Annotated in this window: 15 protein-coding genes; 13 read left to right on the top strand and 2 right to left on the bottom strand. The window is 72.1% G+C overall.

Annotated features, from left to right (window positions below):
* Positions 1-89: 89 nt before the first annotated feature.
* Positions 90-941, top strand: a complete 852-nt coding sequence (locus STRCI_RS16080) for a fumarylacetoacetate hydrolase family protein (protein WP_269659642.1) — start codon at positions 90-92, stop codon at positions 939-941.
* A gap of 24 nt (positions 942-965) precedes the next feature.
* On the opposite strand, the gene STRCI_RS16075 is transcribed toward STRCI_RS16080, so the two are convergent.
* On the bottom strand, positions 966-1,475 hold the full coding sequence (locus STRCI_RS16075; RefSeq protein WP_269659641.1) for a heme-degrading domain-containing protein: 510 nt from the start codon (positions 1,473-1,475) through the stop codon (positions 966-968).
* Positions 1,472-2,539: a Gfo/Idh/MocA family oxidoreductase gene (locus STRCI_RS16070; protein ID WP_269659640.1), complete on the bottom strand. Its 1,068-nt coding sequence runs from the start codon at positions 2,537-2,539 to the stop codon at positions 1,472-1,474. The genes STRCI_RS16075 and STRCI_RS16070 overlap by 4 nt, the downstream gene beginning before the upstream one ends.
* 56 nt (positions 2,540-2,595) lie before the next feature.
* Here STRCI_RS16070 and STRCI_RS16065 point away from each other — a divergent pair, with 56 nt between their 5' ends.
* The 12 genes from STRCI_RS16065 to STRCI_RS16010 all read left to right on the top strand — a co-directional run bounded on the left by STRCI_RS16065 (position 2,596) and on the right by STRCI_RS16010 (position 14,268).
* Positions 2,596-3,750 (top strand): ROK family transcriptional regulator, encoded by a 1,155-nt coding sequence (locus STRCI_RS16065; RefSeq protein ID WP_418953340.1) that lies wholly within the window; start codon positions 2,596-2,598, stop codon positions 3,748-3,750.
* 73 nt (positions 3,751-3,823) lie between these two features.
* Positions 3,824-4,597 carry a hypothetical protein gene (locus tag STRCI_RS16060; protein WP_269659639.1) on the top strand — a complete coding sequence of 258 codons (774 nt, stop codon included), beginning with the start codon at positions 3,824-3,826 and terminating at the stop codon, positions 4,595-4,597.
* A 69-nt stretch (positions 4,598-4,666) separates the two neighbouring features.
* Entirely contained in the window at positions 4,667-5,422 is a 756-nt protein-coding gene (locus STRCI_RS16055) for a GntR family transcriptional regulator (RefSeq protein WP_269659638.1), read from the top strand.
* A 140-nt stretch (positions 5,423-5,562) separates the two neighbouring features.
* Positions 5,563-6,687, top strand: coding sequence for a TIGR03364 family FAD-dependent oxidoreductase (locus tag STRCI_RS16050; protein ID WP_269659637.1), 1,125 nt, complete (start codon positions 5,563-5,565; stop codon positions 6,685-6,687).
* 5 nt (positions 6,688-6,692) lie between these two features.
* Positions 6,693-7,376: a phosphonatase-like hydrolase gene (locus tag STRCI_RS16045; RefSeq protein WP_269659636.1), complete on the top strand. Its 684-nt coding sequence runs from the start codon at positions 6,693-6,695 to the stop codon at positions 7,374-7,376.
* Positions 7,373-8,425, top strand: a complete 1,053-nt coding sequence (locus STRCI_RS16040; RefSeq protein ID WP_269659635.1) for an ABC transporter ATP-binding protein — start codon at positions 7,373-7,375, stop codon at positions 8,423-8,425. Before STRCI_RS16045 ends, STRCI_RS16040 begins: the two co-directional genes overlap by 4 nt.
* A complete protein-coding gene (locus tag STRCI_RS16035) occupies positions 8,418-9,236 on the top strand; it encodes a 2-aminoethylphosphonate ABC transporter permease subunit (RefSeq protein WP_269659634.1) in 819 nt (272 codons plus the stop codon). Before STRCI_RS16040 ends, STRCI_RS16035 begins: the two co-directional genes overlap by 8 nt.
* Positions 9,223-10,020, top strand: coding sequence for an ABC transporter permease (locus tag STRCI_RS16030; protein WP_269659633.1), 798 nt, complete (start codon positions 9,223-9,225; stop codon positions 10,018-10,020). Before STRCI_RS16035 ends, STRCI_RS16030 begins: the two co-directional genes overlap by 14 nt.
* A gap of 67 nt (positions 10,021-10,087) precedes the next feature.
* On the top strand, positions 10,088-11,143 hold the full coding sequence (locus STRCI_RS16025) for a 2-aminoethylphosphonate ABC transporter substrate-binding protein (RefSeq protein WP_269659632.1): 1,056 nt from the start codon (positions 10,088-10,090) through the stop codon (positions 11,141-11,143).
* A 101-nt stretch (positions 11,144-11,244) separates the two neighbouring features.
* Complete coding sequence (locus STRCI_RS16020) at positions 11,245-12,771, top strand: alkaline phosphatase family protein (RefSeq protein ID WP_269659631.1); 1,527 nt, start codon at positions 11,245-11,247, stop codon at positions 12,769-12,771.
* A gap of 77 nt (positions 12,772-12,848) precedes the next feature.
* Entirely contained in the window at positions 12,849-13,628 is a 780-nt protein-coding gene (locus STRCI_RS16015) for an HAD-IIA family hydrolase (RefSeq protein ID WP_269659630.1), read from the top strand.
* A 103-nt stretch (positions 13,629-13,731) separates the two neighbouring features.
* On the top strand, positions 13,732-14,268 hold the full coding sequence (locus STRCI_RS16010; RefSeq protein ID WP_269659629.1) for a hypothetical protein: 537 nt from the start codon (positions 13,732-13,734) through the stop codon (positions 14,266-14,268).

The raw sequence follows: 14,268 nt of genomic DNA, 5'->3' as shown, positions 1-14,268 counted from the left end.
CGGAGTGGACTCGGAGCTTGGAGGATCGACCAGTCCTCCGATGGCTGCACACATCGGCGGGCGCCCCACGATCGAGGGAGATTGTGATCATGAAGCTGCTGCGAGTCGGTACGGCGGGAGCGGAGACGCCCGCGCTGCTCGACGCCGAAGGCGTTCTGCGGGATCTGTCGGGCGTCGTGCCGGACATCGACGGAGCGCTGCTCGCCGACGACGAGGCGCTCGCCCGGATCCGTGCCGTCGCCGGTCAGCTGCCGGTGCTGGACGCGGCCGGGCTGCGGATCGGACCGCCGCTCGGCCGGATCGGGAAGATCGTGTGCATCGGCCTGAACTACCACGACCACGCCCGCGAGACGGGGGCCGAGCCGCCCGCCGAGCCGGTCGTCTTCTTCAAGGCTCCGGACACGGTCGTCGGGCCGGACGACACGGTGCTCGTGCCGCGCGGTTCGGTGAAGACCGACTGGGAGGTCGAACTGGCCGTCGTCATCGGGCGTACGGCGCGCTACGTCGAGTCCGCGGAGGCGGCGCTCGGGCATGTCGCCGGGTACGCCGTCGCGCACGACGTCTCCGAGCGGGAGTTCCAGATCGAGCGGGGCGGGACCTGGGACAAGGGGAAGAACTGCGAGACGTTCAACCCGCTGGGGCCCTGGCTGGTCACCGCCGATGAGGTTCCGGATCCGCAGAACCTGTCGTTGAAGCTCTGGGTCAACGGGGAGCTGAAGCAGGACGGCACCACCGCGGAGCAGATCTTCCCGGTGGGGGAAGTCGTGCGGTACGTCAGCCAGTTCATGACCCTCTACCCCGGGGACGTCATCAACACGGGGACGCCGGCGGGGGTGGCCCTCGGGCAGCCCGAGCCGAAGCCGTTCCTGCGGGCCGGGGACGTGGTCGAGCTGGAGATCGAGGGGCTCGGGCGGCAGCGGCAGGAGTTCAAGGACGCCTAGCCGCTCCACGCACCGAGCCAGTCTCTATTCAGCCATGCCCAAGAAGGTCCCCAGCGCCTCCACCACGAACCGGTGGTCCGCCAGCTGAGGCAGTCCGCTGACCGTCACCGCGCCGATGACGCCGACCCCCTCCACCGTGAGGGGGAAGGAGCCGCCGTGCGCCGCGTACACGTCCGGGTCCAGGCGGGAGGAGTCCTCGAAGGTCGTGCCCTTGGCCCGGGAGCGGGCGCCGACCAGGTAGGACGCGGAGTGGTAGCGCTCCACCACCCGGCGCTTGCGGGCGATCCACGCGTCGTTGTCCGGGGTGGCGCCCGGGAGCGCGGCGTGGAAGAGCTGCTGTCCGCCGCGGTGGATGTCGATGGCCAGCGGCGCCTGCCGCTCGCGGGCCAGCTGAACCAGGAGCGAGCCGAGGCGCCAGGCGTCGTCGGGGGTGAACTCCTTGAAGACCAGGCGGCGTTCCTGGGCCTCCAGCTCCTCGATGGTGGGAGTGATCTCCGGGGTGAACTTCGGGGTGATTCCGTTGCTGTGGGTCACAGCGCCACCGCCACTCCGTCGCGGGCCGAACGGCGGGCCGCCTCCAGTACGTCGAGGGCGGCGGCCGCCTCCGCGGCGGTCACCGGGTTGGCGCCGCCGTCGGTAATGGCCCTGGCCACGGCCGCATAGTACGCGGGGTAGTCGCCCGGGAGGGTCGGTTCGGGGCGGCCGCCGCCGGTCAGCGGGGACTCGCCGGAACCCACCCGGCCCCACAGCGACTCGGGCTCGGTGCCCCAGTCGGCGCCGGGCAGTTCACCCTCGCGCAGAGCCGCCTCCTGGGGGTCGAGGCCGTGCTTGACGTACCCCGCCTTCGAGCCGAGGACCCGGAAGCGCGGGCCGAGTTGGGCGGTCGTGGCGGAGACGTAGAGGTGGGAGCGGACGCCGTTCGTGTGCGTGATCGCGATGAAGGTGTCGTCGTCCGTCGCGGCGCCGGGGCGGCGGATGTCGGACTCGGCGTAGACGGAGGCGGCGGGGCCGAAGAGGACCAGCGCCTGGTCGACGACATGGCTGCCGAGGTCGTAGAGGAGACCTCCGATCTCTGCAGGGTCGCCGGACTCGCGCCAGCCGCCCTTGAGTTCGGGCCGCCAGCGCTCGAAGCGGGACTCGAAGCGGTAGACGTCGCCCAGCTCGCCCTTCTCGATGAGCTTGCGGAGGGTGAGGAAGTCGTTGTCCCAGCGGCGGTTCTGGAAGACCGACAGGAGCAGTCCGCGGTCCTCGGCGAGCGCCGCCAGCTCACGGGCCTCGGCGGCCGTACCGGCGACCGGCTTGTCGACGACGACCGGGAGACCGGCCTTGAGGGCGGCGGTGGCGAGCGGGACGTGCGTCTTGTTCGGGGACGCGATGACGATCAGGTCGAGTGCGTCGGCGCGCGCGAACAGCTCATCCGGGGCTGCGGCGATCCGGACGTCCGGGTGCCCGGCGCGGGCCTGCTCCTGCCGCTCCGGGTTGGCGGTGACGACCGTGTCGAGGGTGAGGCCCTCGGTGGCCGCGATCAGCGGGGCGTGGAAGACGGAGCCGGCGAGGCCGTAGCCGATCAGGCCGGTGCGGAGGGGTGTGCCAGTCATGGCTCCTACTTTCGCAACGCTGTTGCCAAAGTGCAAGCGGTGGGGAGAATGGGGGCGTGAGCAGCAGTGTGAAGGGGATCAGTGGTGTGGGCGGCGCGGGTGGCTCAGTCGGCGCGGGTGGCTCGGTCGGGGCTTCCGCCGGAGTGAATCTGCCGGGGCTGCGCAGTCACAATGCCGCGCTCGTGCTGGATCTGCTGCGGACCGCCGGGCCCGACGGGATCAGCCGGCTGGAGCTGGCCGAGCGGATCGGGCTGACCCCGCAGGCCGTCAGCAAGATCACCGCACGGCTGCGGGCCGAGGGACTGGCGGCGGAGGCGGGGCGGCGGGCGTCCACGGGCGGCAAGCCGCGGACCGTCCTGCGCCTGGTCCCGGAGGCCGGACACGCGGTCGGCGTGCATCTGGACCGGGACGCGTTGCGGGCCGTGCTGGTGGATCTGACGGGGGCGGTGGTCGCGGAGCGGACTGCTCCGCTGGGACTCGGGGTCGGACGGGCGGCGGTCGTCGAGGGGGTGACGAGCGAGGTCACGGCGCTGCTCGGGGAGCGGCCGGGGGGTGCGCTGCTGGGGGTGGGCGTGGGGCTGCCGGGGCCGCTGGACCATGCCCGGGGAGTGCTGCACCGGGTCACGGGGTTCCCCGAGTTCGACGGGTTTCCGCTGCGGGAAGCGCTGGAGCGGGGGCTGGGGGTGCCGGTGGTGGTGGACAAGGACACCAACGCGGCGGCGCTCGGGCTCGCGGTCGGCGGGGCGGGGGAGTCCTTCGCCTATCTGCACTTTGGGGCCGGGCTCGGTGGCGGGCTGGTGCTCGGGGGTGTGGTGCACCGGGGGGCGCGGACCGGGGCGGGGGAGTTCGGGCATCAGGTGGTCCAGCTGGACGGGCCGGTGTGCGAGTGCGGCAACCGGGGGTGCGTGGAGGCGCTGTGCCTGGCGGCGGTGGCACGCGGGGACTTCGAGGAGGCCGCGCGGGTGCTGGGCACGGGCGCCGCGAACCTGGTCGCGCTGCTGGACATCGACGTGGTGCTGCTGGGCGGTCGTACGGTCGCGGCCCGTCCGGAGTGTTTCGTACGGGGTGCCGCGGCCGTGCTCGATGAGCGCGGCCGGAGGGTCGGCGAGGCGGCCGTGCCGGTGCGGGTGGCTCCCGGTGGGGGGCGGGAGGTCGCCGAGGGGGCGGCGCAGTTGACGCTGGGGTCGGTGTTCGGGCGAGGGGTGCTCTGATCGGGGGGACTTCCGGCGCCGTGCGGGGTGGCGTCCGCTGCTCGGGGGCCCGCTCCGGCATGGTCATGTGTTTATGCGACTGTGCCTGTTAGTGCCCCTGTCCCGACGCCTGTCCCTGCCGCGCCCCCGCTCCCTCCCCGCCGCGCTCTCCGCCTCCCTCGCCGGGGCCGTCGCCCTGCTCTCCGGTGCGGGAGTCGCGCACGCCGCCGAGCCCGCCGGTGCCTGTACCGCCTCCGACGGGCGCTCCTTTCCGCTGAGCACCCGGATCCGCGGGGGGCCCGGGTCCTACGAGTCCGGCGGGGGATACGGCACCTGGTACCTGGAGCTCAGCAACGAGACCGGCCGCACCTGCCGCGACGTCCACCCCGTCGTCGTCCTCGTCGACGAGCGGCGCGCGCTCACCCCCGCCCAGCCCCGGCTGGAGTTCTACGTCGGTGACCGGACCCACCCCGTCCGCTTCGAGACCACCGACGAGGACGAACTCGTCGGCGCCTTCGACGGGTTCCCCGGGTTCACCGTCGGCCCGCGCGCGACCGTCACCGTGAAGGTGAGGCTCTCCGTCACCTCCGACGCCCTGCCCAACCGCGTCACCGCCAACGCGGCGGTCGTCCAGCGCCACGACGACGACGGCGACTGGATCGGACAGTCCAACGACTACCGGTTCGGCATCGACACCGAGCCGGACACCCCGCTCGACCCCCGGAGCTCCACCGGAGCCACCCCGCCCCCGCTCGCCTTCACCAACGAGCTGGCCCGCACCGGAACCCCCACCACCGCCGTCGCCGCCGGCCTCGCCACGCTGCTCACGATCGGCGGCGCGCTGCTGATCCTGCGTCGGCGACGCTGAGCCGACCGAGTCCGACCCGCGACGGTCCCCGCGCCGAGACCGTCGGGTTCGTCTGCGACGATCCCTTCCGTGGACTACCCGAACGACCAGGCCCCCGGCGCCCCCGTCCGCTCCGGCATTCCCGAGCACGGGCGCATCCCCAAGTACTACGCGGTCAAGGCGCGCATCGACCGGCTCCTCGCGGAGCTGCCCGAGGGGAACGCCATCCCGACCGAGCGGGATCTGTCCGAGGAGTACGACGTCGCCCGCGAGACCGTCCGGCAGGCGCTGCGCGAGCTGGTGCTGGAGGGAAAACTGCGGCGCCAGGGCCGCGGCACCGTCGTCGCCGGGCCCAAGCTGGAGCAGCCGCTGTCGCTGGCCAGCTACACCGAGGGCGTACGGCGCCAGGGGCGCACCCCGGGCCGTACCCTCGTCACCCTCGACCGCTTCCCCTGCCCCGACGCCCTCGCCGCCGAGACCGGGCTCACCCGGGGCGAGGCGGTCTGGCACCTGGAGCGGGTGCTGCTCGCCGACGACGAGCGGGTCGGCCTGGAGAGCACCTACGTTGCCGTCGCCCGAGTGCCCCGCCTGGACGCCGACTTCGACCCCGACTCCTCCTTCTACGCCTACCTCCACTCCCAGGGCATCGCCTTCGGTGACGCCGACGAGCGCATCGAGACCGTGCTCGCCACTCCACGCGAAGCCCTTCTCATCGGCACCCCGCCCGCCCTGCCGATGCTGCTCATCCACCGTGTCTCGCGGGACACGGACAAGCGGCCCCTGGAACGCGTCCGCACCCTCTACCGCGGCGACCGCTTCTCCTTCTCGGCCCATCTCGGCGGCTGAAAGTCGCCTCACTCGCCCCACTCACCTCTCTCATCTCATCACGAAAAGATAACGGGTCTAGCCCAAACGTGATGGGTCGTTCACGCTCCCGTTGGTAGCCGGACCTTTCCGGTTCCCCGAGTCCGAGGAGCGTTGCCGTCGTGAGAGTGATAGTCGTCGGAGCCGGCGTGGTGGGCACCCTGCACGCCTGGCAAGCAGTGGAACGCGGCCATGAGGTCGTACAGATCGAGCGCGAGGCGGAGGCTCGCGGCGCCTCGCTGCGCAATTTCGGCCAGATCTGGGTCAGTGGCCGCGCCGAGGGCGAGGAGCTGGAGACCGCCCTGCGGGCGCGGGAGCTGTGGGCGGGGATCGGTGCCCGGGTGCCGAAGCTGGGCTTCCGGGCCAACGGCTCCCTCACCCCCGTCCGCGGCGACCTCGAACTCGCCGTCGCCGAGGCCGCCGTAGCGCGGGAGGATGCCGCCGCGCGCGGTCACAAGCTGCTCACCCCGGCCGAGGCGCGCGCCCTCAACCCCGCCCTGCGCGGCGAGTTCACCGCCGCCCTGTACTGCGAGCGGGACGCCGCCGTCGAGCCGCGGACGGCTCAACTCGCCCTGCGGGAGGAGCTGCTGAGGTCGCCGCGCTACATCTTCCTGCCGGGCCGTGAGGTCCGTGAGGTCATCGGCGAGAGCGCCGTCCGTGACGACCACGGGGACGTGCACAGCGGCGACGCGGTCGTGCTGTGCACCGGCGCCTGGCTCGGCGGGCTCGTCCGGGAGCTGGCCGGGCCCGAACTGCCCGTGCGCCGGGTCCGGCTCCAGATGATGCAGACCGACCCGCTCGGCGAACCCCTGCCCACCTCGGTCGCCGACGCCGACAGCTTCCGCTACTACCCCGCCTACCGCGGCGCCGCCCTGGACGACCTCAACTCCGGCCGGCCGCAGGCCGAGACGCCAGCGCGGCACCGGATGCAGCTGCTCATGGTCCAGCGCGCCGACGGCGGACTGACCATCGGCGACACCCACGAGTACGAGCACCCCTTCGCCTTCGACACCCTCGAAGACCCCTACGACCACCTCACCGAGGTCGTCGAATCCTTCCTCGGCCGCCCGCTGCCGAAGATCCGCCGCCGCTGGGCCGGCGTGTACGCGCAGTGCACCGACCCCGGCCGGGTCGTGCACCGGCAGCGGGTGCGCGACGGCGTGTGGCTGGTCACCGGGCCCGGCGGGCGCGGAATGACCTGCTCGCCCGCGATAGCCGAGACCACCGCGACCGAACTGGGCTGGTGACACAGATGACGCAGCAGCACCCGCACACCCCCGACATCCGGCTCGTCGTCCTCGACATGGCCGGCACCACCGTCGCCGACGGTGGCCTGGTCGAGCAGGCGTTCAGCGCGGCAGCCCGCCACCTCGGCGCCGATCCCGACGCGATGCTCGGCCACGTCCGCGCCACCATGGGCGAGTCCAAGATCTCCGTCTTCCGGCACCTGTTCGGCGAGGAGGCCAAGGCCCAGCAAGCCAACAAGGCCTTCGAGGCGGCGTACGCCGAACTCGTCGACGACGGCCGGATCGCTGCCCTGCCGGGCGCCCGGGAGACCATCGAGGAGCTCACCGCCCAGGGCCGTACCGTCGTGCTGACCACCGGGTTCGCCCGCCCCACGCAGGACGCGATCCTGGCCGCGCTCGGCTGGCAGGACCTGGTGCCGCTCACCCTGTGCCCGACGGACGCGGGGGGCCGCGGGCGGCCGTACCCGGACATGGTGCTCAGCGCCTTCCTCCGGACCGGCGCGGCGGACGGCGTGCGGCAGATCGCGGTCGTCGGCGATACCTCCTACGACATGCTCAGCGGAATCCGCTCCGGCGCGGCCGTCGTCGCCGGTGTGCTGACCGGGGCGCACGACGCCGAGGCGCTCGGCGCGGCCGGGGCGACCCATGTGCTCGGCTCCGTGGCGGAGTTGCCCGGAGTGCTCGCATGAGCAGCGGTATCCGCTTCGACGGCGTCACCGTCTCCTACGACGGCCATGTCGTCCTCGACGCCCTCGACCTCACCGTCGCTCCCGGCGAGGTCATGGCGCTGCTCGGGCCGTCCGGATCCGGCAAGACCACCGCGCTGCGGGCGGTCGCCGGGTTCGTACGGCCCGCCGCCGGGCGGGTGTTCCTCGGTGACCGCGATGTCACCGCGCTGCCCCCGCACCGGCGGGGCATCGGGATGGTCGTCCAGCAGTACGCCCTCTTCCCGCACATGCGGGTCGAGGACAACGTGGCCTTCGGACTGAAGGCCCGCAGGGCGGCCCGCGTCGAGATCCGCGAACGGGTCGCCGAGGCACTGGAGATGACCGGCATGGCGGCCTACGCCCGCCGCTACCCGCGCGAGCTGTCCGGCGGCCAGCAGCAGCGCGTCGCCATCGCCCGGGCCCTCGCCATCCGGCCGGGCGTGCTGCTGCTGGACGAGCCCCTGTCCGCCCTCGACGCCCGGCTGCGCTCCGGCATGCTCGCCGAACTGGCGCGGCTGCACCGTGAGTTGCCGGACGTGTCGATCCTGTACGTCACCCACGACCAGGTCGAGGCGCTCACCCTCGCCGACCGGATCGCGGTGATGGACCGGGCCCGGCTGCGGGCCGTGGGCACCCCGGGGGAGCTGTACCGCGCCCCGGCCGACGAGTTCACCGCGTCCTTCGTCGGCAACGCCAACCTGCTTCCGGTGACCGTGAGTTCGACAGGCGTGACCTTCGGGAAGGCCGACCTCACGGTGGACACGGCAGGCGCCGCGAAGGGCGCGAGCGCCACCCTGTGCGTACGGCCGCACCTCATCGGCGTCGGTGACGGACCCAACCGGCTCTCCGGCACGGTACGGGAGATCCAGTGGCGCGGCGCCACCCACCGCCTGTACGTCGAGGTCGACGGCCACCGCGTGATGACCGACCTGCGCGAGCTGAAGGACCCGCCCGCCCTCGGCGACCCGGTGGACCTGCACTTCGCCCCGGAGGACGCGGTCCTGCTCACAGCAGGAGTCACCCATGACTAGGCGGCTGCTCCGGGCTGCCCCACCCGTCGCCCTCCTCGCCCTCTTCTTCCTCTACCCGCTCGGTCTCGTCGTCGAGCAGTCCGTCAAGCCCGACACCGGCGGCACCTCCCTCCAGCCGTACGCCGACGTCCTGGCCTCCGGGTCCTTCCGTGAGGCGCTGTGGACCACCGTCTGGCTGGCGCTCGCCGCGACCGCCGGATGCCTGGTGCTCGGGTTCCTGCTGGCGCTGGTCATCGCCTTCGTGCCGTTCCCGGGGGCGCGGGCGGTCGCCCGGTTCGTGGACGTCTTCCTCTCCTTCCCGTCCTTCCTGATCACGCTCGCCCTGCTGTTCATCTACGGCACGGTCGGCATGGCGAACGGGCTGTGGACGGACGCCACGGGAGCCGCCGAAGGGCCGTTCCGGTTCCTCACCACGCCGTGGGGTGTTCTGCTCGCCGAGATCACCTACTTCACGCCGTTCGTGATGCGGCCCCTGCTCGCGGCCTTCGCCCAGCTCGACACCGCCCAGCTGGAGGCGGCCGGTTCGCTCGGCGCGCGGGCGCCCAGGATCGTGCGGCGGATCATCCTGCCCGAGGCGCTGCCCGCCCTCGCGGCCGGCGGCAGCCTGGTCCTGGTGCTCTGCCTCAACGAGTTCGGGATCGTGCTCTTCACCGGCGCCAAGGGCGTCACCACCCTCCCGACCCTCGTCTACAGCAAGGCGATCCTGGAGTCCGACTACCCGGGCGCCTGCGTGGTCGCCGTCGTCAACGTCCTGATCTCCGTGGGCCTCTACGGCCTCTACCGGGTGGTGAGCCGTCGTGCTGGTGCATAGCCGCCGGGCCAGGTGGGCCGTATGGGCCGTGTTCCTCCTGCTCTTCCTGCCGCTGTTCGCGCTGCCCCTGCTCGTGGTGGCCGCCGCCTCCTTCGCCACCCACTGGTCCAGCGCGCTGCCCTCGGACTTCACCACCGCGCACTACGCCGCCGCCACCCGCGGCGAGGCCCTCCAGGCGCTCACCACCAGCCTGTTCACCGCGGCCGCCGCGAGCCTTCTCGCCCTCACCGCCGGGACCTGGGCCGCGCTCGCCGCGCGCACCCTCGGCCGATGCGGACGGCGTCTGCTCGACGGGCTGTTCGTGCTGCCCCTCGCCGTGCCCTCCGTGGTCGTCGGACTCGCCGTCCTGGTCGCCTTCTCGCAGCCGCCGATGCTGCTCAACGGCACCCGGTGGATCGTGATCGTCGCGCACACCGTGCTGGTCACCGCCTTCGCCCACCAGTCCGTGTCGGCCGCGCTGACCCGGCTCGACCCCGCCTACGAGCAGGCCGCCGCCTCGCTCGGGGCGCGCCCCTCCTATGTGCTGTGGCGGGTGCGGCTGCCCCTGCTGCTGCCGTCCCTGTCCGCCGCCGCCGGCCTCTGCTTCGCCCTGTCCATGGGCGAGTTGAGCGCCACGATGATGCTCTACCCGCCCGACTGGACCCCGCTTCCGGTCCTGATCTACGCGGCCACCGACCGCGGTGCCCTGTTCACCGGGTCCGCCGTCGCGATGGTGCTGATGGCGGCGACCCTGCTCGTCCTGTTCGCCATGTCCCGCGTGCGCACCAGAGCGTCGTACCGCTGACCGACGCCCCGCTCGGCCAACACCCCGCTCGACCGACACCCCTTCCCCGCAAGGAGTTCACCTCGCCATGCCCAGAAACCGCGGCGCGCTCGCCGTAGCCCTCAGTCTGCTCGCCACCCCCGCGCTCGCCGCCTGCGGCGGCAGCTCCGCCGCCGCCGACGAGAACGTCGTCACCGTCTACAGCGCCGACGGCCTCAAGGGCGAGAACGGGGACGGCTGGTACGACCGGATCTTCGCGGACTTCGAGAAGGAGACGGGGATCAAGGTCGAGTACGTCGAGGGCGGCTCCGGCGAGATGGTGCAGCGCGCCGTCCGCGAGAAGCGCAACCCGCAGGCCGATGTGCTGGTCACCCTGCCGCCCTTCATCCAGCAGGCCGACGCCAAGGGCCTGCTCCAGAAGTACGTCCCCGCCGGCGCCGACCAGGTGAGCGGGGCCGACAAGTCGCCTGACGGGACCTGGACCTCGGTCGTCAACAACTACTTCGGGTTCGTCTACAACAAGAAGGAGCTGACGCAGGCACCCACCACCTGGGAGGAGCTGCTGGACGGCAAGTACAGGAACAAGCTCCAGTACTCCACCCCGGGTGTCGCCGGTGACGGCACCGCCGTCCTCATCAAGGCGATGCACGACTTCGGCGGCGAGCAGCCCGCCCTGGACTACCTCGGCAGGCTCCAGTCCAACAACGTCGGCCCGTCCGCCTCCACCGGCAAGCTCGCCCCCAAGGTCGACAAGGGCGAACTGCTGGTCGCCAACGGCGATGTGCAGATGAACTACGCCCAGTCCAAGGACATGCCGAACCTCGGGATCTGGTTCCCGGCCAGGGAGGGCGGCGAGCCGACGACGTTCGCGCTGCCGTATGCGGCCGGTCTGGTCACCGACGCCCCGCATTCGGAGAACGGCAGGAAGCTCTTGGAGTACATGCTCAGCCAGAAGGCCCAGCAGCAGGTCAGCGAGATCGGCGGCGGCTTCACCGCCCGCCAGGACGTGAAGGCGGTCGACGCCGACGCGATCGCCCTGACGAACCTGATCAAGGACGTGGAGGTCTTCGAACCGGACTGGGACGCCATCGAGAAGAACCTGACCGACTACGTCGACCACTGGAAGTCGGCGACCGGCAGCTGAGCCCTCGGCACCGAGACACCCCCCACCGCCACGCCCCCGGCATCACCACCGGGGGCGCGGCCGGGTCCGAGCACCTACTCTTCCCACCGGAGGATCACGCGATGTCCCGTCCGTCCCGCCGTACCGTGCTCACCGCCACCGCGACCACCGCCGCGGCCCTCACCATCGGCGCCGGCCCCGCCCGCGCCGTGCCGACCCTGCCCGGCGGCACCAGCAAGGACAAGGTCCTCGTCATCGGCATGGACGGCTTCCGGCACGACCGGATCGCCGCCGCCGACGCCCCGCACCTCAAGGCGATGATGAGCGAGGGCACCTACGGCACCTCCCTGCTCTACGCCAACCCCATGGCCGCCACCTCCTCCGGCCCCGGCTGGTCGACCGTCTCCACCGGGGTCTGGCCCGACAAGCACGGGGTGAGGGACAACACCTTCGCGGGCAAGAAGTACGGCCAGTACCCCGGCTTCCTGGCCCGCCTCGCCCAGATCCGCCCGGCGCTGTCCACGTACGCAGCCGTCGACTGGCTGCCCCTGGACACCCAGGGCACCGTCACCCCCGGCGCCGACGCCAAGCTCGTCCTCGACGGCGACCGGGACGGGTACACCGGGCACGACGCCACCATCGCCGCCGAGGCCGAGGCGATCATCAAGGGCCAGAACCCGGACGTCCTCTTCGTCTACTTCGGGCAGTCCGACATCGTCGGCCACAACCAGGGCGCGGGCAGCCAGGCCTACCTCGACCAGATCGCCGTACAGGACGCCTACCTCGGGCGGCTGCGCGCCGCCATCAAGGCACGGCCCGGTTACGCCACCGAGCGCTGGACCGTCATCGTCGCCACCGACCACGGGCACACCGACCCGGGCGGCCACGGCGGTTCCTCCGTCGAGGAGCGGCGGACCTTCGTCCTCGCCACCGGGCCCGGCATCGCCGCCGGTGCCCGCCCCATCGACACCCGGCTCGTCGACGTCGTCCCCACCGTCCTCAAGCAGCTCGGCATCCCGGTCGACCCTGCCTGGGGCCTGGACGGCAAGCCCATCCAGGAACGCTCCGCCGACCCCTTCGACACCCTCCACCCCTCCCTCGGCGCCCGCGTCGACGAGACCGGCATCCCGGCCGGGGTCCTCGGCTTCACCCACACCCCGCCCAGCGGCTGGTCCGTCATCAACAACGCCATGGGCACCGGCGGCGTGACCGAGTGGCGCGGCTGGTCCTTCGCCACCGACGAGTTCTGGTCCCGCACCCAGCGCGACCAGTCCCGCGAGCTCAACGTCCGCGCCCGCGGCGTCTTCGCCGTCGCCGACTCCGACGAGTGGTCGGACAAGTCCTTCTCCGGCAGCTACGACACGACCCTCGTGACGCCCGCGTACGACGTCACCGGCAAGGCCACGGTCCGGCTCGACTTCACCACCTTCTACCGGCAGGAAGGCGCCCAGAGCGCCCAGATCCTCGTCTCCTTCAACCTGGGCGCGCCCACCGCCGTCAAGAGCTACACCTCCGACGTCATCTCCCAGCCGCAGTCGGTCTCCGTACCGGTCCCGACCGGCGCCTCCAGCGCGAGCTTCCGCTTCCGCTACACCGGGTCCAACAACTGGTACTGGGTGATCGACGGGGTCAAGGTGACCACTTCCTGATTAGGCTGAGGGCGTCGGTACGCCGTGGTTCCGGCGCTCTCCGCTCATCGCTCGTACGTACGCCAGGAGTCCCGCACATGGCAGACCGCAAGCCCATCGAGTCATGGCTCACCGACATGGACGGAGTCCTGATCCACGAGGGCGTACCGATCCCCGGCGCCGACGCCTTCATCAAGAAACTCCGCGAGTCCGGCAAGCCGTTCCTGGTCCTGACCAACAACTCGATCTACACGCCACGCGATCTGCACGCCCGCCTCAACCGCATGGGCCTTGAGGTGCCGATCGAGAACATCTGGACCTCCGCCCTGGCCACCGCCAAGTTCCTGGACGACCAGCGGCCCGGCGGCTCGGCGTACGTCATCGGCGAGGCCGGACTGACCACGGCACTGCATGACATCGGGTACATCCTCACCGACCACGAGCCGGACTACGTCGTCCTCGGCGAGACCCGCACCTACTCCTTCGAGGCCATGACCAAGGCGGTCCGGCTCATCAACGGCGGAGCCCGCTTCATCTGCACCAACCCCGACGAGACGGGCCCCTCCACCGAGGGCCCGCTGCCCGCGACCGGCGCCGTGGCCGCGCTGATCACCAAGGCGACCGGCAAGCAGCCCTACTTCGCGGGCAAGCCGAACCCGCTGATGATGCGCACCGGCCTGAACGCCATCGGCGCCCACTCCGAGGCCAGCGCCATGATCGGCGACCGGATGGACACCGACGTCCTGGCCGGTATCGAGGCCGGGATGCAGACCTTCCTGGTGCTCACCGGGCTGACCCGGCCCGAGCAGGTGGAGAACTTCCCGTACCGGCCCTCCCAGGTCCTCGACTCCATCGCGGACCTGGTCGACCGGATCTGAAACCCTCTGGTCCCGGAAGACGACCCGAACGGAGCAGTCGGACCCCGCTGAGGATGCGGGGTCCGTCGCCCAGGAGGACGCTCCAGATATCTGGAGGTTCACGATGGGCTCAATGAAAGTCACTCTCTGTGCGGGCGCCGCGGCCCTCTTCGCGGTGCTCACCCCGGCGGCGTACGCGGCGGACGGAGGCGGCATCTCCGTGAACCCCGCCTCACCCGACCCGGGCGCCGAGGTCGCGCTGCGCGTGACGGGCTGCGCCGAGCGGACCGCGAGCGCGGTGTCGGCGGCGTTCGTCAGCGAAGTGAAGCTCAGCGTCACCGGCGCGGACGGCACCCTGGTCGGCGAGAGCCGCATCCGGTCCTCCCTGGCGGTCGGTGCCTACGAGGTCATGGTCATCTGCGGTGAGGACAAGCGCACGGTCTCCCTCCCGGTCGGCCGTCCGCCGTCCGCGCCCGCCTCTCCGGTCGCGCCCGTGAAGGCGGGCGGTGGCGGCGCCGCGGCCCACCTCACCACCGCCGACGACGACACCCGTACGACCGGTCCCGGTGCCGCGCAGACGGTGACCGGACTGGTCCTCGCCGGAGTCGCGGCGACGGCCGTGGCGCTCAGACGCGCCCGCCGGAGCCGCAGGACGGACTGA

The organism is Streptomyces cinnabarinus, assembly GCF_027270315.1.
GTDB lineage: Bacteria > Actinomycetota > Actinomycetes > Streptomycetales > Streptomycetaceae > Streptomyces > Streptomyces cinnabarinus.
Note: the sequence above shows the minus strand (reverse complement) of the source record. Positions and strands in the feature narration are given on the sequence as shown.

Excerpts from the sequence above, each read along its gene's own strand:
- STRCI_RS16080 (WP_269659642.1), top strand. The coding sequence starts at position 90 with ATGAAGCTGCTGCGAGTCGGTACGGCGGGAGCGGAGACGCCCGCGCTG.
- STRCI_RS16070 (WP_269659640.1), bottom strand. The coding sequence starts at position 2,539 with ATGACTGGCACACCCCTCCGCACCGGCCTGATCGGCTACGGCCTCGCC.
- STRCI_RS16060 (WP_269659639.1), top strand. The coding sequence starts at position 3,824 with ATGCGACTGTGCCTGTTAGTGCCCCTGTCCCGACGCCTGTCCCTGCCG.
- STRCI_RS16045 (WP_269659636.1), top strand. The coding sequence starts at position 6,693 with ATGACGCAGCAGCACCCGCACACCCCCGACATCCGGCTCGTCGTCCTC.
- STRCI_RS16040 (WP_269659635.1), top strand. The coding sequence starts at position 7,373 with ATGAGCAGCGGTATCCGCTTCGACGGCGTCACCGTCTCCTACGACGGC.
- STRCI_RS16035 (WP_269659634.1), top strand. The coding sequence starts at position 8,418 with ATGACTAGGCGGCTGCTCCGGGCTGCCCCACCCGTCGCCCTCCTCGCC.
- STRCI_RS16025 (WP_269659632.1), top strand. The coding sequence starts at position 10,088 with ATGCCCAGAAACCGCGGCGCGCTCGCCGTAGCCCTCAGTCTGCTCGCC.
- STRCI_RS16020 (WP_269659631.1), top strand. The coding sequence starts at position 11,245 with ATGTCCCGTCCGTCCCGCCGTACCGTGCTCACCGCCACCGCGACCACC.
- STRCI_RS16015 (WP_269659630.1), top strand. The coding sequence starts at position 12,849 with ATGGCAGACCGCAAGCCCATCGAGTCATGGCTCACCGACATGGACGGA.
- STRCI_RS16010 (WP_269659629.1), top strand. The coding sequence starts at position 13,732 with ATGGGCTCAATGAAAGTCACTCTCTGTGCGGGCGCCGCGGCCCTCTTC.